17 protein-coding genes are annotated in these 22721 nt (G+C 34.6%); 2 read left to right on the top strand and 15 right to left on the bottom strand.

Going from position 1 to position 22721, the window contains the following annotated elements; genetic code table 11:
- Positions 1-194: 194 nt before the first annotated feature.
- From queG to AC3QL1_RS08195, 11 genes are all read right to left on the bottom strand, one after another.
- The gene (gene queG / locus AC3QL1_RS08245) at positions 195-1121 is read right to left on the bottom strand and encodes a tRNA epoxyqueuosine(34) reductase QueG (RefSeq protein WP_492496684.1); all 927 of its coding nucleotides are present in this window, start codon (positions 1119-1121) and stop codon (positions 195-197) included.
- A complete protein-coding gene (locus AC3QL1_RS08240; protein WP_492496682.1) occupies positions 1118-2464 on the bottom strand; it encodes a cytochrome P450 in 1347 nt (448 codons plus the stop codon). The genes queG and AC3QL1_RS08240 overlap by 4 nt, the downstream gene beginning before the upstream one ends.
- Before the next feature lie 11 nt (positions 2465-2475).
- Positions 2476-3498, bottom strand: a complete 1023-nt coding sequence (ruvB, locus tag AC3QL1_RS08235; RefSeq protein ID WP_083693477.1) for a Holliday junction branch migration DNA helicase RuvB — start codon at positions 3496-3498, stop codon at positions 2476-2478.
- A gap of 270 nt (positions 3499-3768) precedes the next feature.
- Complete coding sequence (locus AC3QL1_RS08230) at positions 3769-5574, bottom strand: cytochrome c oxidase subunit I (protein ID WP_492496681.1); 1806 nt, start codon at positions 5572-5574, stop codon at positions 3769-3771.
- 30 nt (positions 5575-5604) lie between these two features.
- Positions 5605-6798 (bottom strand): cytochrome c oxidase subunit II, encoded by a 1194-nt coding sequence (locus tag AC3QL1_RS08225; protein WP_492496679.1) that lies wholly within the window; start codon positions 6796-6798, stop codon positions 5605-5607.
- 19 nt (positions 6799-6817) lie between these two features.
- A complete protein-coding gene (locus AC3QL1_RS08220) occupies positions 6818-8212 on the bottom strand; it encodes a quinol:cytochrome C oxidoreductase (protein ID WP_492496677.1) in 1395 nt (464 codons plus the stop codon).
- Positions 8213-8239: 27 nt separating this feature from the next.
- Positions 8240-8785 (bottom strand): c-type cytochrome, encoded by a 546-nt coding sequence (locus AC3QL1_RS08215; RefSeq protein WP_492496675.1) that lies wholly within the window; start codon positions 8783-8785, stop codon positions 8240-8242.
- A gap of 8 nt (positions 8786-8793) precedes the next feature.
- Positions 8794-9318: a DUF3341 domain-containing protein gene (locus tag AC3QL1_RS08210; RefSeq protein ID WP_025572651.1), complete on the bottom strand. Its 525-nt coding sequence runs from the start codon at positions 9316-9318 to the stop codon at positions 8794-8796.
- Complete coding sequence (gene nrfD / locus AC3QL1_RS08205) at positions 9311-10711, bottom strand: NrfD/PsrC family molybdoenzyme membrane anchor subunit (protein WP_264536217.1); 1401 nt, start codon at positions 10709-10711, stop codon at positions 9311-9313. Before nrfD ends, AC3QL1_RS08210 begins: the two co-directional genes overlap by 8 nt.
- A 34-nt stretch (positions 10712-10745) precedes the next feature.
- A complete protein-coding gene (locus AC3QL1_RS08200) occupies positions 10746-13799 on the bottom strand; it encodes a TAT-variant-translocated molybdopterin oxidoreductase (RefSeq protein WP_492496672.1) in 3054 nt (1017 codons plus the stop codon).
- Positions 13800-13831: 32 nt separating this feature from the next.
- A complete protein-coding gene (locus AC3QL1_RS08195) occupies positions 13832-15163 on the bottom strand; it encodes a cytochrome c3 family protein (protein WP_492496670.1) in 1332 nt (443 codons plus the stop codon).
- Between the two features lie 219 nt (positions 15164-15382).
- Here AC3QL1_RS08195 and AC3QL1_RS08190 point away from each other — a divergent pair, with 219 nt between their 5' ends.
- Positions 15383-15772 (top strand): SPOR domain-containing protein, encoded by a 390-nt coding sequence (locus AC3QL1_RS08190; RefSeq protein WP_492496668.1) that lies wholly within the window; start codon positions 15383-15385, stop codon positions 15770-15772.
- Between the two features lie 162 nt (positions 15773-15934).
- Here AC3QL1_RS08190 and AC3QL1_RS08185 read toward each other — a convergent pair whose 3' ends face one another.
- The 4 genes from AC3QL1_RS08185 to rimP all read right to left on the bottom strand — a co-directional run bounded on the left by AC3QL1_RS08185 (position 15935) and on the right by rimP (position 21650).
- Positions 15935-16723 carry an acid phosphatase gene (locus AC3QL1_RS08185; RefSeq protein ID WP_492496666.1) on the bottom strand — a complete coding sequence of 263 codons (789 nt, stop codon included), beginning with the start codon at positions 16721-16723 and terminating at the stop codon, positions 15935-15937.
- Positions 16724-16996: 273 nt separating this feature from the next.
- Positions 16997-19876, bottom strand: coding sequence for a translation initiation factor IF-2 (infB, locus tag AC3QL1_RS08180; protein WP_492496664.1), 2880 nt, complete (start codon positions 19874-19876; stop codon positions 16997-16999).
- A gap of 48 nt (positions 19877-19924) precedes the next feature.
- Complete coding sequence (gene nusA, locus AC3QL1_RS08175; protein ID WP_492496662.1) at positions 19925-21172, bottom strand: transcription termination factor NusA; 1248 nt, start codon at positions 21170-21172, stop codon at positions 19925-19927.
- A 13-nt stretch (positions 21173-21185) separates the two neighbouring features.
- Complete coding sequence (rimP, locus tag AC3QL1_RS08170) at positions 21186-21650, bottom strand: ribosome assembly cofactor RimP (protein WP_492496660.1); 465 nt, start codon at positions 21648-21650, stop codon at positions 21186-21188.
- 174 nt (positions 21651-21824) lie between these two features.
- On the opposite strand from rimP, the gene AC3QL1_RS08165 reads away from it, so the two are divergent.
- The gene (locus tag AC3QL1_RS08165) at positions 21825-22649 is read left to right on the top strand and encodes a universal stress protein (protein WP_492496658.1); all 825 of its coding nucleotides are present in this window, start codon (positions 21825-21827) and stop codon (positions 22647-22649) included.
- Positions 22650-22721 lie beyond the last annotated feature (72 nt).

Raw genomic sequence — 22721 nt, 5'->3', positions numbered from 1 at the left:
AAATACCTGAAAAACAATAATTTATATTGCTTTTTAAAATTTAAGTAACTTATAAAAATAAGCAGTCAATATTTATTTGAGCAAGCTAAATTAGAAGTAGAAAAAAATTACTTTTTTGAAGGAGATTTAGAAAAAAGTATTGACAAAAACAGAAGTAATTTCCTAAAAAATATTACTGAAAATGTATTATAAAATTATTCAAGGAATTTTATATTGCGTTTTAGGCCATCAAACTTTGTTCTTTTTATAGGTGAATTCTTAAAAACAGTTCGAAAAGTTTCTTCTGTAATTTCAAGCCAGTCCTTTTTAGTAAAAGAAAGTAAATCAGGATTTGGATTGAATAATGGTTCTGAATGAGATTTTGAGAATCGATTCCAGGGACAAACATCCTGACAAGTATCACAACCAAACATCCATTCATCAAACTTTCCTTTCATATCATTAGGAATATTCTCTTTGAGTTCAATTGTGTAATAGGAGATGCATTTGCTGCCATCTACCACATGAGGTGCAACTATCGCTTGTGTAGGACAAGCATCGATACAAGCAGTACAAGAACCGCAATGATCTGTTGTTGCATAATCATAATCAAGGTCTAAATCTAAAATAAGCTCTGCAATAAAATAAAAAGAACCCACTTTTTGCGTGATCAAATTACTATTTTTCCCAATCCAGCCTAAACCGCTTTTTGCTGCCCATGCTTTATCCAAAACAGGTGCAGAATCGACAAATGCACGACCCGAAACATCACCAATATTTTCCTGAATAGAGTAAAGTAATTCTTTTAATTTCTCTTTGATAACAAAATGATAATCCTGGCCGTATGCATACTTAGAAATTTTAAAGCTTTCCTGAGTTTGAGATTCTGCAGGATAATAGTTCAATAAAAGTGACACCACGCTTTTAGCATCATCAACCAATAAAGTCGGATCTAATCTTTTGTCAAAATGGTTTTCCATATAGGACATTTGACCATGACTGTTGTTCTTTAGCCAATTTTCAAGTCGAGGCGCTTCTTGTTCCAAAAATCCAGCTTTGGATATACCACAAGAAAGAAAACCGAGCCTTTTAGCTTCAGCCTTTATAAATTTCGAATATGTTTCTTTTGCATTAATGCTCATCTTTTAGAAAATGAAACTTCTACTCCAACCGGTTTTAATGTAATCAAAGGATTAAACGCAACAGTATCACTATTGGATGTAATTATATATTTTTTTACAATTTGAGAGATGGTTAAACACATTTCATAAACAGCAAATCCCGATCCGATACACATTCTGGGACCTGCACCAAACGGATAAAAGTATTGCATGGATTGTTTTTTCTGCTCTCCAAGAAATCGTTCCGGATTAAATTCTTCCGGATTTTCCCAATACCTAGGATTTCGATGCAATTCATAAAAAGAAACGCCAATCAAAGTGTCTTTTTTAATATGATAACCAGCAAGTGTATCATCGGTAACATTTTGTCTGTCTGTAATCCACGCTGGTGGATACAAACGCATTGATTCGTTTAAAACTGCATTTGTATAGGGCATTTTCTGGAGCTGTTCGACAATATCGTTTGTTTGAGAATGAATTTCGATAATCTCATCAAAAATCTTTTGCTGTAACTCAGGATGTTTCCCTAAAAGATAAAGTGTAAAAGTTAAAGCGTTTGCCGTGGTTTCATGCCCCGCTATAAACAAAACTTTAATTTCATCTACTAATTGGTTGACCGACATTCCATCACCTGTATCTTCATATCGGGTTTCTAAAAGCATATTGAGCAGGTCATTAATTTCTTCTTTCGAAGTCATTCTTTCCTCAATAATTTCCCTAATGATTTGATTATTTTCTTCTGCCAGTTCAAGATGTCTTTTTACTTGTCCGCTTAATGAAAACCACCATGCTTTATGTGGAAGTCTGATTTCTTTGATTAAAAAATTCTGAACTTCTTCAATAATAAATTTTATTCTATTTAATTTTTCGTCTGAAATGGAGAGCTGAAATAAAGATTTTGCGACTACATTAAAGGCCAATTGACTCATTACAGGAAAAAGATCAATTGGTTTTTCTTCAACCAAATCTTTTAATTCTGAAGCAATAGTTTCATTCATGTTTTCCACCAGCTGATTCATCTTTTGTTTATGAAACGCAGGTTGGATAAGCCTTCTTTGTTTTAACCAAAAATCTCCATCCACCGTCAAAAGTCCTTTTCCTAAATACTTGGAAAGATAGACAGATTGAAATTTAGACTTATGATAATTCTTTTGATTCTTCTGCAAAATATACTGAGCAATTTCATTATCTCTAGATAGAATGATATATTTTGAAACACCAATCTTAAGGGAAAACGAATCTCCAAATTCAGTGAAATATCTTTTATGATACGGAATCGGATTTCTGCGTACTCCTTCAGCATCCAAAAAGAATCTCAATATTGAAAGCCTCTTAGGGTAATTATATTTTCTATTTTCAGACATTTTGAATAGAATTAAAACAATCCACCCTGAATGTTGATGTTTATTTTTCCTAAATGTTTATAAGCTTTATCAGTTACTTCACGCCCGCGCGGTGTACGCATGATAAAACCTTCCTGAATCAGGAATGGCTCATAAACTTCTTCAATAGTTTCACTACTTTCAGAAACAGCAGTTGCCAAAGTTGAAAGTCCCACAGGCCCACCTTTGAATTTATTAATAATGGTTAATAAAATCTTATTATCCATTTCATCTAATCCATGTGCATCAACATTAAGCGCTTTAAGAGCATAACGGGCAATCTCAAGGTCAATAGTTCCATTTCCTTTTATTTGGGCAAAGTCACGAACTCTTCGCAATAATGCATTTGCAATACGAGGTGTACCACGACTTCTGCCTGCGATCTCGATAGCGGCATCCAATGAAATTGGCATTTTAAGTATAGAAGAGCTTCTTTCAACGATAGTGGTCAAAAGTTCTGTAGTATAATATTGTAATCGGGATGAAATTCCGAAACGTGCACGCATTGGTGCAGTCAATAATCCCGAACGCGTTGTGGCGCCAATTAGGGTAAAAGGATTTAAATTGATTTGCACAGTTCTTGCATTTGGCCCGGATTCAATCATAATATCAATCTTGAAATCTTCCATTGCCGAGTATAAGTACTCTTCCACAATAGGGCTCAAACGGTGAATCTCGTCAATAAACAAAACGTCTCTTTCATCCAAGTTCGTTAACAAACCAGCCAAATCGCCAGGCTTATCCAAAACAGGTCCAGAAGTAATTTTTATTCCTACCTCTAATTCATTTGCTAAAATATTAGCCAAAGTAGTTTTTCCTAATCCCGGAGGTCCGTGAAAAAGAGTATGATCGAGAGCTTCACCACGCTGATTAGCTGCGGCAACAAAAACTTTTAAATTCTCTAAAACTTGATCTTGTCCGGCAAAATCATCAAATGACAGCGGACGTAATCTTTTTTCAAGATCTAATTCTTCTGGGTTGTACCCATTTGTGGTGGGATCTAGGTTCTCATTCATTTTACAAAGATAGACAAAGTAATCAGTTTGTAAAACAGATAAATTTCAAATAAAATAATCGAAATTCCAATCCCAAAAGCCTTGGTATAAATTCCAAATTCCAATTTGCCGGCGAACATTTTATTTAATTAGGAACGCAACCTTCAACTTCATTCAATTGAAATTCCAAATCCAATGCGATGTATTGAACATGTTCAATTTAGAATTTAAAATCTTGGAACTTATATTAATAAAAAAAGACCGTCAGTTAAGACGGTCTTTTAAAATATTTTAGTGGTGTAAAACTTCTTCACCTTCTTTCATTGGTACATTTTGAGGAACAAAATCTACATCGTGATTTGGGTTACTGTAGTCATACGGCCAACGGTATACATGAGGAATTTCACCTGGCCAGTTACCGTGGATATGTTCTACCGGAGTTGTCCACTCTAATGTTGTTGATTTCCATGGATTCTGTACTGCTTTCTTACCGTAGAAAATACTACTAAAGAAGTTGTACAAGAATACTAATTGGAACGCACCTCCTACAAGAGCAAATGTTGTAATTAAAACATTCACATTTTGTAAATCATCAAATAATGGGAAGTTTGTGTTTGTATAATAACGTCTTGGTAAACCAGCTAATCCAATAAAGTGCATTGGGAAAAATACTCCATAAGCACAAACTGCTGTTACCCAAAAGTGAATATAACCTAAGTTTTTATTTAACATTCTTCCGTACATTTTAGGGAACCAGTGGTAAATACCAGCAAACATTCCGTAAAGTGCAGAGATACCCATTACTAAGTGAAAGTGAGCAATAACGAAGTAAGTATCGTGAACGTTAATATCTAAAGTACTATCTCCTAAAATAATTCCAGTTAAACCTCCAGTGATGAAAGTAGAAACCATTCCGATAGAGAATAACATTGCAGGGTTGAATTGTAAGTTACCTTTCCATAAAGTTGTAATCCAGTTAAAAGCTTTTACAGCAGATGGAATTGCAATCAATAGGGTGGTGAAAGTAAATACAGATCCTAAGAAAGGATTCATACCTGAAATAAACATATGGTGCCCCCAAACAATAGTTGATAAGAATGCAATTGCAAGAATTGACATAATCATCGCTCTGTATCCGAAAATTGGTTTACGAGAGTTCGTTGCCATAATTTCAGAAACAAGTCCCATTGCTGGCAAGATTACGATGTAAACCTCAGGGTGTCCTAAGAACCAGAATAAGTGTTCGAATAATACCGGAGAACCCCCTTGGTAGTGTAAAACCTCTCCTGCGATATAAATATCAGATAAGAAGAATGAAGTACCAAAACTTCTGTCAAAGATCAATAACAATGCAGCTGATAACAATACCGGGAAAGAAATAACACCAATAATAGCTGTTACGAAAAATGTCCAGATTGTAAGTGGAAGTCTAGTCATAGACATTCCTTTAGTTCTTAAGTTGATTACAGTTACGATGTAATTTAAAGATCCCATTAAAGAAGATGCAATAAAGATAGCCATAGAAACTAACCATAAAGTCATACCCGTTCCAGAACCTGGAATTGCTTGTGGTAAAGCACTTAATGGTGGATAAATTGTCCAACCTGCAGAAGCTGGACCAGCTTCAACAAATAATGAACTTAACATGATTACAGCTGATAAGAAAAACAACCAGTATGAAATCATATTCATGAATCCAGAGGCCATATCTCTAGCTCCAATCTGAAGCGGAATAAGTAAGTTACTAAAAGTACCACTCAAACCGGCCGTCAGTACAAAGAATACCATGATGGTACCGTGAATTGTAACTAAAGCCAAATAAATATCATTTGCCATTACACCATCAGGTGCAAATTTATCTCCTAATAAAACATTAAATATCTTGAAAGACTCTTCCGGCCATGCTAATTGCATTCTGAAAAGCAAGGACATTGCAATACCAATAATACCCATGATAATACCGGTAATCAAGTATTGCTTAGCAATCATTTTATGATCAATACTAAAGATATATTTAGTAATGAACGTGTCTTTATGATGATGTTCGTGCTCGTGATGATCGTGTCCGTGATCGTGATCGTGCGCTTCTGCTGACATATATGTGTACTTTAAATTTTCTTAATAATATTATTTCATAGCAACTTTAGCTACAGCTGCCTTAACAGTATCGATAACTGCTTTTACAGTATCTTTTACTTTAGCAGTACTATCAGTTGTAGTAGCTTCAACTCCTTCAGCTGGTTTTTGAGCAGCAGCTGCCGCTTTAATATCCTGAGCTAATGTTGTTTTTTCGCTTAACCATTTTTTATAATCTTGCGGAGTATCAACAACAACTTTCATTTGCATGTTGTAGTGAGAAGCTCCACAGATTTTATTACATAATAATAAGTAGTCAAATGTATAAGGATCTAAAGCTGTTCCTCCTTTAGCAACTAAATCAACACTTTTTTCTGCTCTAAGTTTATTGATGTGTGCTACTTTTTCAATCATAAAAGGCAACTCTCTGTATTCAGCAGTTGTGTAAGTCGGAATAAAAGCAAATTCAGTAACCATTCCAGGAACACAGTTCATTTGCGCTCTAAAGTGAGGCATGTAAGCTGAGTGTAATACGTCTTGAGAACGCATTTTGAAATGTATCTTTTTACCTTTAGGAATATGTAATTCAGAAACTACAATATCATCCTGAGCATTAGGATCTGACATATCAACTCCTAAAGTGTTTACACCTTCGATTAAACGTACGTTAGCTTTTCCTAAAACATTATCCTGACCTGCATATCTTGCAGTCCATTTAAATTGTTGAGCATATAATTCGATTTCAATTACATCTTCGTCTTTATCAACAAACATAATGTTGTTCCATGCATATAATCCGTAAAGAATTAAACAAGCTAAAACTACAGATGGAATTATACTCCAAATTGCTTCTAATTTATTACTATCAGCAAAAAATAATGCTTTTTTATCTTTATTACCTCTGTTTTTAAAAGAAAACCAGTATAATAAACCTTGTGTAATAACCTGCACTGTGAAGATTAGAACCCAAGTAATATTCATTAGGCTATCTACTAAAATCCCATGCTCTGAAGCAGGAGTATGAAGTGCTAAATTACCCCATTTTAGTAAACCGTAAATTGTAAATATATAAATGAAAGCTAAAAAGCCAAACATAATATATCCCTGAACATTATTATCATTATCTGATGCAACCTGAGAATCGTCCGAAGAAGATCCAACCTGAGTAAGATCAAATATCTTGGTCAATTGCCATAATGCAACTGCTAATAAAACTAAAACTATAATTACCAACAAACTTGTCATCTGTTTATTTCTTTAAATATTAATAATGAAAATGTTTACTTTCTTCTATGAAAGGATTTCTTTTTGCTAACAGAGGAGCTTTTGTCAATGCAGTAAAGACTACAAAAATAAACAATCCTAAGAAGAAAAGAATAGATGCAATTTCAGGAACTCCAATAAACCATTTATCTCCAACTGTACCAGGCATAATCATATTAAAGAAATCAACATAATGACCTAATAAAATAACAACACCAGCCATTACAATAACCCAGCTCAAACGTTTAAAGTCTGTATTGATCAATATTAATAATGGGAAAACAAAGTTCATAACTACAGCACCAAAGAATGGCAAGTTATATAATTGAATTCTTGTTACGAAATAAGTCACCTCTTCAGGAATATTAGCATACCAGATCAACATGAACTGAGAAAACCATAAATAAGTCCAGAAAACACTAATACCAAACATAAATTTAGCTAAGTCGTGAATGTGGCTTGTATTTACATATTCTAAATATCCTTTAGATTTTAAATATACTGTTACTAATGCGATTGTTGTAATACCACTTACGAAGAAAGAAGCAAATACATACCATCCAAACAAAGTACTGAACCAGTGTGGATCAATTGACATAATCCAGTCCCAAGACATAATAGACTCAGATACAATAAAGAATACTAAGAATCCTGCAGATAACTTAAAGTTCTTTTTGTAGTATAGATCATCATTAGCTTCATCCTGAGCCAAACAATTTTTTCTTGATTGGTAACGGTATAAATTCCATCCAATTAAAAAGATAGCAGCTCTAACGATCCAGAAACCAAAATTTAAGTAACCTGATTTACCAGCAATGATTTCATCATAGTTTGCACTATTGCGATCAGTAACTCCTTCACCAAGCCAAACAAAAACATGGTTAAAATGTAATCCGCAAAGGATCAAAATAATAAAGAAAATTACAGAAGCTACAGGTAAATAAGCAGTAATTCCCTGCATTACTCTAAATAAAACCGGAGACCAGCCTGCCTGAGCTACTTGTTGAATAGCATAAAATGCTAAAACTCCCATTGAAAGCAGTAAGAAGAAAATACAAGCCACATACAAAGCAGACCATGGTTTGTTTTGTAATTGGTGTAATACATGCGTTAAATGTTCTTTGTGCTCATCGGCAGCACCGACTTTTGCATGTTCTCCTTCTTTATGTGATTCATGTGAAGCCTCAGCAGCTTCATGATGTCCTGCTTCTTTATGAGAAGCTTCAGCAGCCTCTTCATGTGCAGCACCATGAGAACCATGAGCATCTGCAGCAAGAATTTTTTCAACTTCTTGAATATCTTTAGGAGCAGTTAAAAAACCATATCCAATTCCTAATATACCAACGGCCATTAAGATGATAGAAAAAGTTTTTAATTTACTTGAAAATGTATACATATCTATTACGATCAGTTTGTTCAACAATTATAATTGGCTTTTTAGTTTTAGAACATAGTCAGCAACTAACCAACGTTCGTGGGCACTTAATTGATTTGCATGTGAACCCATTGCATTTAAACCATAAGTTTCAACGTGAAAGATACTTCCTTCAGTGATATCTCTGTCTTTATAGCTAGGTACTCCAAGAAATTTTTCTCTTTCAACCAATTTACCTTTACCGTTTCCAGCTGCACCATGACAACTAATACAGTAAATTTCGAAAAGCTCTTTTCCTTTTCCGGAATTTCTTTCGATAGAATCCAAAGGAGATTTTAAATTAGCTTTAGCCAATTCATAACCTGCTGTTGAATTTTCATACTCATAAGGCTCAAAACCTCTATTAATAGTTCCTGCAACAGGAAGTTGTCCTTCTTTTCCTCCTTTAAATATTTTTGCTTCTGAATAAGTTTCATAACCTACAGACTCATACATATTTGGAAAATACTGATAGTTTGGTGCCGAATTATTGTGGCAAGATGAAACTAAAATAGTTATACCAACTAAAAGTGTTATTTTATATATCCTTTTCATAGCTACAATTAATTCTTTTCAATTACTTTAACTTCAACAGCTCCTGTACCTTCGAAAAAAGAAACTAGTTCTGCTTCGTTATCATTTACAGCAACTTCCATTAAAAAATGGTCATCTGTTGTTCTTACATCAGGATTTTCAGCTTGTTTAAATGGCCATAATCTACTTCTCATATAAAAAGTAATAACCATTAAGTGAGCAGCAAAAAATACTGTCATTTCAAACATAATCGGCACAAAAGATGGCATATTCTGAATGAAACTGAAACTTGGCTTACCACCAATATCTTGTGGCCAGTCATGAATCATGATATAACTCATCATGGTTGTTGCAACAGAAATACCAACACATCCATATAAAAATGCACAAATTGCTAATCTTGTTGGTGCTAAACCCATAGCTTTATCCAATCCGTGAACTGGGAATGGAGTAAAAACCTCTTCAATATGATGATGAGCAGCTCTGGTTTTCTTTACTGCATCCATCAAAATATCATCGTCATTATAAATGGCGTATATTACTTTATTACTCATGATGTGAATCTTTATTTGCTCTTTCTCTTATGTAATTATCTCCTGTTCCTTTCAAAATTGTTTTAACCTCTGCCTGAGCAATTACAGGGAATGTTCTAGAGTATAATAAAAACAATACAAAGAAGAAACCAATTGTTCCGATGAAAATTCCAATATCAACAAATGTTGGTGAAAACATTGTCCAAGAAGATGGAAGGTAATCTCTATGTAAAGAAGTAACAATAATTACGAATCTTTCAAACCACATTCCGATGTTTACCACAATCGAAATAATAAATGAGAACATGATACTTGTTCTTAGTTTTTTGAACCACATAAATTGTGGAGAGAAAACATTACAAGTCATCATCGACCAATATGCCCACCAGTAAGGTCCGGTAGCTCTGTTTAAGAAAGCATATTGTTCATATTCTACTCCTGAATACCAAGCTACGAATAACTCAGTGATATAAGCTACACCAACAATAGAACCAGTGATCATGATAATAATGTTCATTAATTCGATATGTTGTAATGTAATGTATGCTTCAAGATTAGAAACTTTTCTCATAACGATCAACAAGGTATTTACCATTGCAAATCCAGAGAAAACCGCTCCCGCAACGAAGTACGGAGGGAAAATTGTTGTATGCCATCCAGGAATTACAGAAGTAGCAAAGTCCATCGATACAATCGTGTGTACAGAAAGTACAAGAGGTGTAGCCAAACCAGCCAATACCAAAGATACTTCTTCAAAACGCTGCCAATCTTTAGCTCTTCCGCTCCATCCGAAACTTAGGATAGAATAAACTCTTTTTGTAAAAGGTGTTACCGCTCTATCACGTAGCATTGCAAAGTCAGGCAATAAACCAGTCCACCAGAAAACTAATGACACTGAAAGATATGTTGAAATTGCGAACACGTCCCAAAGCAATGGTGAGTTAAAGTTTACCCATAAAGATCCAAATTGATTTGGAATAGGTAAAACCCAGTATGCTAACCATGGACGTCCCATGTGAATAATTGGAAATAAACCTGCCTGAACTACTGAGAAGATAGTCATAGCTTCTGCAGAACGGTTAATAGCCATTCTCCAACGTTGACGGAAAAGTAATAATACCGCAGAAATTAATGTTCCAGCGTGACCAATACCAACCCACCAAACGAAGTTCGTGATATCCCAAGCCCAACCAACTGTTTTATTTAATCCCCATGTTCCAATACCGGTAGATACGGTGTAAATTATACAACCTAACCCCCAAAGGAAGGCTATTAATGCGATTGAAAATACAATCCACCAATGTTTGTTTGCAGGACCTTCAACAGGTGCAGCTACATCTACAGTTACATCGTGATAAGATTTATCACCTATAACTAAAGGTTTTCTAATGGGTGCTTCGTAGTGAGACGACATAATCCTTTATATGTTTCTTAATTAATAATTTATTCTAAGTATTTCTAACTTTAACATGGTAAACCACATTAGGTTTTGTTCCTACATGCTCTAATAAGTGATATGATCTTTCATCAGCCGCTAATTTAGCAACTTTGCTTTCTTTATCATTAACATCACCAAATATCATTGCTCCAGAAGAACAAGCGTTAGAACAAGCTGTTTGGAATTCGCCATCAGCAACTGGGCGTCCTTCGTTTTTAGCTTTTAATTTAGTAGCTTGTGTCATTTGAATACACATTGAACATTTTTCCATAACACCACGAGAACGAACGTTTACGTCTGGATTTAATACCATACGACCTAAATCATCATTCATGTGATAATCGAATTCACTGTTTTTGTTATACAAGAACCAGTTAAAACGACGTACTTTATATGGACAGTTGTTAGCACAATAACGAGTACCAACACATCTGTTGTATGCCATGTGGTTTTGACCTTCACGACCGTGAGATGTTGCAGCAACAGGACAAACTGTCTCACATGGTGCGTGATTACAGTGCTGACACATAACTGGCTGGAATGAAACTTGTGGATTATCTCCTGCTTTTTCCATTTCATTAAATGTAGATAATGAACTAGATAAACCAGCAATATTCTCTTTTCTTTCGTTATCACCTTCAAAAGTACTTTCAGAAGAATAATATCTGTCAATACGCAACCAGTGCATATCGCGGCTTCTTCTTACCTCCGCTTTTCCAACAACAGGAACGTTGTTTTCAGCATGACAAGCAATAACACATGCTCCACATCCTGTACAAGCGTTTAAGTCAATTGAAAGATTAAAGTGATGCCCTGCTGTACGATCAAATGATTCCCATAAATCTACAGTTGTAGCCTCAACTTCCTGGTGATCTAAAGATACCATTGGTTTTTCATTCCAATGTTCAGCATCTTTAGTATTAAAGATTTCAAGGGTAGTTTCTTTAATAATATCTCCTCTACCCATTAATGTTTTCTGTCCCTGAACACAAGCAAACTCATGTACTCCATTTGCTTTCGCAATAGAAACAGACTGAACACTATTGAAATTTTTATATAATGTGTAAGCATTTAAACCTACAACCATTTCTTCTTTTAAAGCCGCTTTACGACCATAACCTACTGCTAAACCAATTGTTCCAACAGCTTGTCCTGGTTGAACAATAACTGGTACATTCTCTAATTTTGAACCATCAGCTGTAGTAATTGTAGCATAACTTCCGTTTAAACCTCCGTTAGCAACAATTTCATTTGTTAGTCCAAGTTTTTTTGCATCGGCATTAGAAACTGTAACATAGTTATCCCAAGAAACTCTTGTGATTGGATCCGGAAACTCCTGCAACCAAGGATTGTTTGCTTGTTGTCCGTCTCCCATACCTGTTTTAGTATACAATACTAATTCAAAGTCTCCGGCAGCTTTTGATTTTGAAACTGCATTTGCAGCAGAAGCATAGTCAAAAGAACCTGCACTTAAAGCAGTAGAACCAATTACAAAAACACCATCATGTAAAACTTTATTCCAAGAAGAACCTGCAATAATCCCTGCTGAATTAGCCTTAAGATAATCGTAGAAAGTTCCTGAAATACCGTTTAATGATAATAAAACGTCTTGAAATTGTTTTGTATTGAATATAGGACGAATAGTTGGTTGAGTTAAACTATAAGTTCCTTTTGTAATCTCAACATCACCCCAAGATTCTAAGTAGTGAGGAGCCGGAGCAGCAATTGTAGTAACTGATGCAGTTTCATCTTCTTTTAAAGAAAAAGCAACTGAAGTTTTTACTTTTTTCAATCCAGACACAAAAGAAGCTGAATCAGCCAATGTGTAAACCGGATTAATGCCACTCATAATTAAAGTATGAACACTACCAGCATTCATATCTTTTATTAATTGAGATACAATCGCATTAGAACCTTTTCTAATTTGTCTTGTACCAGCTGTATTAAAAGCTTCACTTGCCAATACCTGATTGATAGCCAAAACTAATAATTGAGCATTTTTATCTTCAATTCCAGATACTAAAACTCCTTTAGAACCAGCAGCTTTTAACTGCTGAGCAGCTTTAACAACTTCTGTTTTAAACTTAGCTTCCAAAGAAACCGGAACAGAAGCACCTGCAACGATATTATATATTTGAACTAAAGCTTGTTTTTGATCAGCCGGGGTCATAGGCACACGCTTATCAGCAGCAGCGCCAGACAATGTCATGTTTGATTCGAACTGAAAATGACGAGACATTTTTCCATTTTGAGGAATACGTCCCTGAGCATATCCTGCATCGTATCCGCCACCTTGCCAATCTCCTAAGAAATCAGCACCAACAGAAACAATTAAAGAAGCTTTTGAAAAATCATAATCAACAAGAGCTCTTTCTCCGTATACTGTTTCAAATGCGTCTAATGCGTCAGATGAAGATACTGCATCATAAACAACATGTTTTGCATTTGGGTTTTTAGCGATAAAATCCCCTATCAATTTTTCAGTAGACGGGCTCGCTAAAGTATTAGTCAGCAATACTACTTGTCCACCTTTTGCTTTTGCATCAGCAAGACTTGATTTAATTTTCAAATCAACCGCAGACCAGCTACTATTTTTTCCGTCCAATTTAGGTTCTTTCAAACGCATACTATCATATAAAGACAGAATAGATGCGTGAATTCTAGCATTGGCTGAAAACTTAGCTCCAGAAATAGTATTGTTATCAATTTTAATTGGACGACCCTCACGAGTTTTCACTAATAAGTTAGCAAAATCAAAACCATCAAAAACAGTAGTTGCATAATAATCAGCAACACCAGGAATGATTTGTTCTGGTTGTAACACATAAGGGATAGACTTGTGAACAGGACCTTCGCAAGCAGCAAGTGTAACAGCTGCAGTACTAAACCCTACGTACTTTAAAAAGTCACGACGTGAAGTTCCAGATGAAGCTAAAGCATCTACATTCCCTAAGAATTCTTCTGTAGGAATCTCTTCAACGAATTCGTTATTTCTAAGCGCCTCAACAATAGAACTATTTTCTAGTTCTTCAACACTTTTCCAGTATTTTTTGTTTGATGACATTGTATATAAATATTAAAATCTTAATAATTCGATTAATAGTGGCATTTACCGCATTCTAAACCTCCCATTTGCGCTGCAGTCAATTTTTCTACACCGTATTTTTTAGAAAGTTCAGCATGAATTTTATCATAATATGCATTTCCTTCCATCTTAACATCAGTTTTTCTATGGCAATCAACACACCATCCCATTGTTAATTTAGAGTATTGCTTCATGATCTCAAATTCCTGCACTGGACCGTGACAAGTTTGACATTCAACTCCTGCAACATTAACGTGTTGAGAGTGGTTGAAGTAAACAAAATCAGGCAGATTATGAATACGAACCCATTTTACAGGCTGTGTTTTTCCGGTATAAACTTGTTTAGTTTTATCCCAACCAACAGCATCATATAATTTTTGAATTTGAGCATCGTAAAATGCTTTGCTGTACTCAGGAGTAGCAGTAGTTTCAGCAACCTCAGAAATATTTTTATGACAGTTCATACAAACATTCAAAGAAGGAATACCAGCATTTTTACTCACACGAGCAGCAGAGTGACAATATTTACAATTGATCTCGTTATCTCCTGCGTGAATTTTATGAGAATAATGAATTGGCTGAATTGGTTCATAATTTTGATCAACACCAACTTGCATTAAGTAAGCATATACAAAATAACCACTGGCCAAAAGCAAGAATATAGACGTAACTAATACCAGAAATTGATTTTTAGCAAAAGCTTTCCAGATTGGAGTTCTAGCTTCTCTTGGAGCAACTACAATACCATTATTACTTGCTACTTTAGTTAATACCTTGTTCACCATGAACAACATAACAACTAATATAGCCATTACAAGAGCAAGAGCTCCTAAAATAATGTTATTAGAAATTCCGCCACCTTCAACGTTAGTTCCCGGAGGCGCAGCAGAACCAGGAGCACCAGCTGCAGGCTCAGCTTTTACTTCAGAAGTATAAGCGATAATATTATCAATATCACCTGTAGATAGTTGAGGAAAAGCAGTCATTACAGACTTATTGTTTTCTTCAAAAAGTTTTACAGCAACAGGATCACCTGATTTAATTACTTCAGAGCTGTTGTGAACCCACTTGTAGATCCAAGCCATTTCATGCTTTGCAGCAACTCCTCTTAAAGCAGGACCTGTTGATTTAGCATCTAATTTGTGACATGCAGCGCAATTTGCATTAAAAAGTTCCTTCCCTTTTACCGGATCACCACCTGTTGTTGCAGCCGGAGCAGCAGCTTCAGGCGCCGCCGGAGCAGCCGCATCTTGAGCAAATGAAGTTAGGGAGAAAATAAGCGTTAGCGATAAGCTAAGCAGCAATTTTCTTGAGATCGAATTATGGTTACCCACCTTTTTCATATAGTATAATAATTATCTACTAATTTTTGGTATGATTTTTTCTGTATTAAATCAGTAAAAACCGAATACCCTCTTTTAAAACTTGCACAAAAATACGACTTATGAACTATTCTCAAAACCTTAAAATACTCTTAAATATCAATTTATATCAATTCTAAATAATATCAAAATTTTAAATACAAACTTTAAATACTATTTTTGCATAAAAACCATCACATTATGAGAATTTTAGCCATTTCAAAAAACGTTTTCTTAACATCAATAATGTTTACTTTAGCATATAATATTCATGCTCAAGACCAAAATTTAACACTAAATCAAGATCCTAAATTTGAGCAATTACTAAATGACAAACGTAAAATTAACACGTCATTAAGCACAAATGAAAATTATAAAATTCAAATATTCAGCGGGAAAAGCGAGGAGGCAAAAAAGACTTTAACCGATTTCAAAAGAGAATATAGCGATATAGATGGAACCATAATTTTTAACACTCCTAATTATAAAGTTTTGGTTGGGAATTTCAAAACAAGAATTGAAGCCGAACGAAATCTGGCTGAAATTAAGAAAAAATACAAAAGTGTTTTTTTAATAAAACCGACTAAATAATTATCAAAAAGCAACTTAATTAAGTTGCTTTTTTTATGTCCAAATTGCAAATAAAATATAGTCGTTAACTTTTATAGAAAAGATTAAAAACTTCTAAAATTCATTAAAGCAAAATACATTTTAAAAATTCAGAACCGATTTTGACTCCTAACTTAAATCAGATTAATTAATTCCATCCTCCTGATTTTGCTCTATAATTCCTAATATTTCTTCTTTAACCGCATCTAAGTCGGTCTGAAAAGACTGATTAACCCGAAGTCGCTCTACCGTTGCTTCTCCCATAATTCTACCCATTTCTACATCACTATACCAATGGGCATTGCAGATTACACGGCTTTCTCCAAATTCGTATCCACGTTTTGCAATTAGTTCACCTTTATTAGGGAAGATTTCACTAAAAACTAACATCCAAGCCCAGCCAACAGCTGCGTGACCAGATGGAAAAGAACCAACTTTACGCAACACATCTTCTTGCTCCGGAGTACAAGTTTTTGAATTATTAACAACGAAGGGCCGCTCGCGATTGTAATGGTTTTTAGCTGCGTAAGTAGATAGGCCGGCATCTGTCATCACTCGACGCATAAGTAAATAAAGTTTGGGTGTTTTTATTTCACTAATTTCAATACCTAAAGTTGATTCAAAAGATTTAACTGCAGCTGGAAAAGATAAATTTGCATCATTCGTAGCCTGCATAAACCGAATTGTATCTTTAGATTCTATTGCTTTTTTTGCATGTTCTAAATCAAGTATAAAAGCTTTAGAATTGATTGCCGGTGGCGGCGACAATAATATTAAACTGTTTGGTATTTCATCTTCCGACAAATATCCATGAAGTAAATCAGGCATTATTTCCCTCAGCTGCTCAACATTTGTATACGCACGCAAAGCCCTGTTAGATTTAAAACCTTTACTTATGAACGAATTTATTATTTGAATTATTCTAATTTTCATTGAGGCCTTTATTTATAGAACTAAATACCTAAATCAAAAAAGTTCTATCTACAAAGAAATCAATAATTACGTGTAAAAACATACGTAATATCTTATATTTTGTTTCATGTTATAAATTGAAACATATAATTAAACTAATTATAAATTTAAATCTGTATCAGACTTATAATTTTAAAAATAGCAATCACCGAAATTTATTTTATGTAAGATTGAAAAAGTAAAAAACAAAAAAAAACCCGATTACTCGGGATTTTATATTTGAAAATATTAATTCTATTTCAATTTTTTCTTAATTGCAACTTCGTGGTAAGCTTCAATAACATCTCTTTCTTCAATGTCATTGTATCCTTTAATCTGGATACCACAATCGTAACCTTTAGAAACTTCTTTAACGTCATCTTTGAAACGTTTTAAGGCTACAAGTTCACCTGTATGCACTACTACTCCATCTCTGATAACTCTAATTTTAGAAGTTCTCATAATTTTACCATCCATCACCATACAACCTGCAATTGAACCAACTTTAGAAATTTTGAAAATCTCACGAATTTCAGCAGTTCCTAAAATTTCTTCTTTCATTTCAGGAGCTAACATTCCTTCCATTGCATCTTTCAAGTCATCGATAGCAGCGTAGATAATAGAATAGTAACGGATATCGATTTCTTCTTTATCTGCAAGCTGTCTAGCATTTCCGGCAGGACGAACATTAAATCCAATAATAATCGCATCAGAAGCAGAAGCCAACATAACGTCAGTTTCAGTAATTGCTCCAACACCTTTATGAATGATATTAATTTGAATTTCTTCTGTAGATAGTTTAGAGAACGAATCTGATAATGCTTCAACAGATCCATCAACGTCTCCTTTAAGGATTACGTTCAATTCTTTAAACTGTCCAAGAGCTATACGACGACCAATTTCATCAAGTGTAATGTGTCTTTGTGTACGTACAGATTGTTCACGCATTAATTGAGAACGCTTAGATGCAATTTGTTTTGCTTCTTTTTCATCTTCAAAAACATTGAATTTATCACCTGCAGTTGCAGCACCATCAAGACCTAAAACTGATACCGGAGTCGAAGGACCAGCTTCTAAAACAATATGTCCTCTTTCATCATGCATCGCTTTCACTTTTCCATGATGTTTACCAGCCAGCATATAATCTCCAACTTTCAAAGTTCCGTGTTGAACTAAAATAGTAGAAACATATCCTTTTCCTTTATCTAAGAAAGCTTCTACAACTGTTCCCTGAGCAGCTTTATTTGGATTAGATTTTAAATCTAAAATTTCAGCTTCCAGTAAAACTTTTTCCAATAATTCTTTCACACCTGTTCCTACTTTTGCAGAAATATCATGTGATTGAATTTTTCCACCCCAATCTTCAACAAGTAAATTCATACCAGCCAAACGCTCTTTGATTTTTTCAACATTAGCATTTGGTTTATCAATTTTATTGATTGCAAATATAATTGGCACTCCTGCAGCCTGAGCGTGAGAAATAGCCTCTTTTGTTTGTGGCATGATATCATCATCCGCAGCTACTACAATGATAGCAATATCGGTAACCTGCGCTCCACGTGCACGCATTGCGGTAAACGCCTCGTGACCCGGAGTATCTAAAAATGCAATTTTCTGACCGTTATCTAAAGTAACCCCATATGCTCCAATATGCTGTGTAATGCCTCCAGACTCACCAGCGATAACATTTTCTTTACGGATATAATCCAGTAAAGATGTTTTACCGTGATCGACGTGACCCATTACAGTAACGATTGGCGCTCTTGTTACTAAATCTTCTTCTCTATCTTCAACTACTTCAATAGCTTCTTCGATATCTACAGTAATAAACTCAACTTCGTAACCAAATTCATCTGCTACGATTGTTAATGTTTCTGCATCTAAACGCTGGTTCATGGTTACCATGATACCAAGGGACATACAAGTTCCAATTACTTTAGTAATCGGCACATCCATCATGATTGCAATTTCACCTACAGTAACGAATTCTGTAACTTTAATCGTTTTACTTCCTTCGTCAAGCGCTCTTTGCTCCTCATCAGATTTCTGACGGTGCGTATCTCTTTTATCTCTTCTGTATTTAGCAGCTTTTGATTTCCCTCCTTTACCCTGAAGTTTTTCAAGAGTTTCTCTAATTTGGTTTTTTACTTCCTCTTCAGTTGGCTCAACTTTAGCAACAATAGCCGGACGGTTTCCTTTTACGAAACCTGGTCGTGCACTTCTGTTTGCATTAAATCCTCCACCACCAGTATTTGGTGTAATTTTATTTGGGTTTGGTGTTCCCGGAGCATTACCTGTAGCAGGTTTTGGCGCTCCCGGAGTTCCCGGTTTAGGAGCAATTCTTTTACGCTTGTTTTTATTAGCGTTATTTCCTGCTCCCGGAGCTCCTGGTTTATTAGGAGTAATTTTTGGATCTTCTTTCTTTTTCTTCGGTTTATTAAATTGAGATAAATCAATTGTTTGTCCGGTAAGAGTAGTTCCTGATAATTTTTGATATTGAGTAGTGATAGTCTCCTCAGCAGTTGAAGGGTCTGTTGAAACAACAGGCTCTTGCGCTACTTTACGATTCTCAGCTTTTACTTCTTTTTTCTCTGTAATAATAGGTTTTTCTTCCTTTTTCTCTTCAGAAACTACAGGAGCAACAACTGGCTCAGGCTGTACAATTTCTTTTTGAACAGGTTTTTCTGGTTGAGTTGGAGTAACAACTGCTTTTGGCTCTTCGACTTTAGCCGGTTCCTCAGCAGGAGGTGAAACAGTTGCAGGTTTCTTTGGGTTAAGATCGATTTTACCCACCTGAACAGGTCCGGTTACAACGGCTCTCGCTTTTATAATCTCCTGTTGTTTTTGGCGCTCTTCGTCTTGTCTGCGTTTGTCTTCAATTTCTTTCTCACGTTCAACACGTAATGCCTCTTTTTCTTTTCTTTTTTCTTCTCCTACTTCTTTAGAAGCTTCCTTATTCCCCTTATCGCCCGCAAATTGGCTTTGTAGGATATTAAATTCGCTATCAGAAATTTTCGCATTTGGATTTGCATCAATAGCAATTCCCTTATCTTTTAGATAATCAACAGCTCTTTCTAACGAAATATTTAATTCCCTTAAAACCTTGTTTATTCTTATTACTCTCTCTTCAGACATATAACCTTTTTATTATTACCTTTTTCGTTGTGTTGTTAGAGCAGATAACTAGCTATCAAACTCTTCTTTTAGTATTTTCATAACGTCAAGAATAGTTTCCTCTTCTAAGTCCGTTCTTCTTACTAAATCTTCTACTTCTTGTTTTAAGATACTTCTAGCTGTATCTAAACCAATTTTTGCAAATTCTTCAATAACCCAGTCTTCGATTTCATCTGAAAACTCAGTTAATTCTACGTCATCATCTTCGCCACTTGCAACATCTCCTTCTCTGATAACATCAAGCTCATAACCTGTTAATTGACCAGCCAATTTAATATTGTGACCTCCTCTACCAATTGCTTTAGAAACTTCTTCTAATTTCAAGAAAACTTCAGCTCTTTTATTTTCTTCATCAATTTTGATTGAAGAAACTTTTGCAGGGCTTAATGCTCTTGTAATAAACAATTGAATATTGTTTGTGTAGTTGATTACGTCGATATTTTCGTTTCCTAATTCACGAACGATTCCGTGAATACGAGATCCTTTCATACCTACGCAAGCACCAACAGGATCAATTCTGTCATCATACGAATCTACGGCTACTTTTGCTTTTTCACCAGGAATACGTACTACATTTTTAACAGTAATCAAACCGTCGAAAACTTCAGGAATTTCTTGTTCAAATAATTTCTCCAAAAACTTCTCAGAAGTTCTTGACATAATGATTTGAGGTTTATTTCCTTTTAATTCAACGCTTTCAATGATTCCGCGAACATTATCTCCTTTACGGAAAAAGTCAGACGGAATTTGTTTTTCTTTTGGAAGTACAATTTCATTCCCTTCATCATCCACTAAGATAACAACTCTGGGACGTACGTGGTGTACTTCGGCAGTATAAATATCACCGATAATATCTTTAAATTGCTTGTAAAGATTTGTATTATCGTGTTCGTGAATTTTAGATATTAAGTTTTGACGTAAAGCCAAAATAGCTCTTCTTCCTAAATCGATCAATTTAACTTCTTCAGAAACTTCTTCACCAATTTCAAAATCCGCTTCGATCATTCTTGCTTCAGTCAAGGTAATTTCTTCGTTCTCAAAATCAAGATCCTCATCAGCAACGATTACTCTTCTTCTCCAGATCTCCATATCTCCTTTATCAGGATTTATGATAATGTCGAAGTTATCATCAGAACCGTATTTTTTCTTCAATGCATTTCTAAACACGTCCTCTAAAATTGCCATAAGCGTTACACGATCAATAAGTTTATTATCTTTAAACTCTGAGAATGAATCGATTAATGCTAAATTTTCCATGCGAATTCTTTAATTAAAATGTTACTGTAACAATTGCCTCTTTAATTTCTGTATAAGGTATTTGTTGCTCTTTTTGAACTGTTTCTTTTCCTTTTCCTACTTTTTTAGGTTCTCTTGCTTTCCAAGACAAAATTATAAAAACATCGTTAGCTTCTACTAATTCTGCTTCAATTTTTTCAGTTTTTGTAGTAACAATCAATGTTCTACCTATATTTTTCTTGTATTGTCTTGTTAATTTCAAAGGTGACCCTACTCCAACCGATGCTACTTCAAGCGAAAAATCCTGCTCTTCACGATCCAGATTATTCTCGATTGCACGACTAATATCGATACAATCCTGCAGCGCCACTCCATTATCACCGTCTAAACCCACACTAATTTTAAAAGAATCCGAAATAGCTAAATCAATCAAAAAGATTGACGGCTTTTCCAGAAGAGCCTCAGTGATTAGTCCGTTTACTTTTTCTTTAAATGTCATAATTTTATAAAAAGAGGGGACACTTAGTCCCCTCATTATTTAGATTTTAATAAATAACGGTGCAAATATAGTGTTTTTTTTATAAATCAAAATAAATAGATTGCTCTAAAAATATTTCTTATCTTTATAGTAGTAATAAAACATCAGAATTTTAACTTATTTAATCCTAAAGTTATGAAACGAATTCTAGTACCTACTGACTTTTCAGAACACGCAGAAGACGCCTTAAAAGTTGCAGCGCAAATAGCAAAAAAGAATGATGCGGAAATCATCGTTTTACATATGCTTGAGTTACCTCACGAAATGAGCGATGCAATAACAGGCGGAGCAAGTATTCCTGAAACCATGCTCTTTGTAAAAAAAGCAAATGAAATGCTTGATGAAATCTCATCAAGGCCTTATCTGGACGGAATTCCTGTTACTGAAATTGTCAAAATGGACAAACCAATTCACGGAATTACTCAAATAAGTAAAGATTACAATGTTGATTTAATTATCATGGGATCGCACGGTTCTTCAGGTATTGAAGAATTACTAATTGGTTCTAATACTGAAAAAGTAGTTCGTAATTCTGATATTCCGGTTTTAGTTATCAAAAAAGACATCACCAATTTCAACGCTTCAAATATTGTTTTTGCTTCTGATTTTACAGAAGAAACGAGAAAGCCATTTGAAAAACTATTGTCTTTTACAAAATTTTTCGATTCAAAAATTCATCTGGTAACTATCTGTACTCCAAATAGTTTTAAACCAACACATGTTGTCGAAAAAGCCATGAAGGAATTTATTTCAGAGTTTGATCTTACCAATTATTCAACTCATATTTACAACGATACCAATATAGAAAAAGGAATTATCAATTTTTCTAACAGTATAAATGCTGATGTTATTGGAATGTGTACGCACGGAAGAACCGGTTTTGCTCACTTTTTTAACGGAAGTATCAGCGAAGGCTTAGTAAATCACGCCGTAAGACCTGTTATCACTTTTAAAGTTTAAAACTAATTATATGTCAAAATAAATACTTTTAATAGTTTACCAAAACTTAAAAACCTTTCGATCGAAAGGTTT

The organism is Flavobacterium sp. GW823-FHT04A11 (genome assembly GCF_058796535.1).
The sequence above is the reverse complement of the archived record's forward strand: the minus strand, read 5'-3'. Positions and strand labels throughout refer to the sequence as shown.

Bases quoted from the DNA above. Each gene is read 5' to 3' on its own strand.
- AC3QL1_RS08195 (WP_492496670.1), bottom strand. From the start codon at position 15,163: ATGAAAAAGGTGGGTAACCATAATTCGATCTCAAGAAAATTGCTGCTT.
- AC3QL1_RS08190 (WP_492496668.1), top strand. From the start codon at position 15,383: ATGAGAATTTTAGCCATTTCAAAAAACGTTTTCTTAACATCAATAATG.
- AC3QL1_RS08220 (WP_492496677.1), bottom strand. From the start codon at position 8,212: ATGTATACATTTTCAAGTAAATTAAAAACTTTTTCTATCATCTTAATG.
- rimP (WP_492496660.1), bottom strand. From the start codon at position 21,650: ATGACATTTAAAGAAAAAGTAAACGGACTAATCACTGAGGCTCTTCTG.
- AC3QL1_RS08200 (WP_492496672.1), bottom strand. From the start codon at position 13,799: ATGTCATCAAACAAAAAATACTGGAAAAGTGTTGAAGAACTAGAAAAT.
- queG (WP_492496684.1), bottom strand. From the start codon at position 1,121: ATGAGCATTAATGCAAAAGAAACATATTCGAAATTTATAAAGGCTGAA.
- AC3QL1_RS08210 (WP_025572651.1), bottom strand. From the start codon at position 9,318: ATGAGTAATAAAGTAATATACGCCATTTATAATGACGATGATATTTTG.
- nusA (WP_492496662.1), bottom strand. From the start codon at position 21,172: ATGGAAAATTTAGCATTAATCGATTCATTCTCAGAGTTTAAAGATAAT.
- ruvB (WP_083693477.1), bottom strand. From the start codon at position 3,498: ATGAATGAGAACCTAGATCCCACCACAAATGGGTACAACCCAGAAGAA.
- AC3QL1_RS08240 (WP_492496682.1), bottom strand. From the start codon at position 2,464: ATGTCTGAAAATAGAAAATATAATTACCCTAAGAGGCTTTCAATATTG.
- AC3QL1_RS08185 (WP_492496666.1), bottom strand. From the start codon at position 16,723: ATGAAAATTAGAATAATTCAAATAATAAATTCGTTCATAAGTAAAGGT.
- nrfD (WP_264536217.1), bottom strand. From the start codon at position 10,711: ATGTCGTCTCACTACGAAGCACCCATTAGAAAACCTTTAGTTATAGGT.
- AC3QL1_RS08230 (WP_492496681.1), bottom strand. From the start codon at position 5,574: ATGTCAGCAGAAGCGCACGATCACGATCACGGACACGATCATCACGAG.
- infB (WP_492496664.1), bottom strand. From the start codon at position 19,876: ATGTCTGAAGAGAGAGTAATAAGAATAAACAAGGTTTTAAGGGAATTA.
- AC3QL1_RS08225 (WP_492496679.1), bottom strand. From the start codon at position 6,798: ATGACAAGTTTGTTGGTAATTATAGTTTTAGTTTTATTAGCAGTTGCA.
- AC3QL1_RS08165 (WP_492496658.1), top strand. From the start codon at position 21,825: ATGAAACGAATTCTAGTACCTACTGACTTTTCAGAACACGCAGAAGAC.
- AC3QL1_RS08215 (WP_492496675.1), bottom strand. From the start codon at position 8,785: ATGAAAAGGATATATAAAATAACACTTTTAGTTGGTATAACTATTTTA.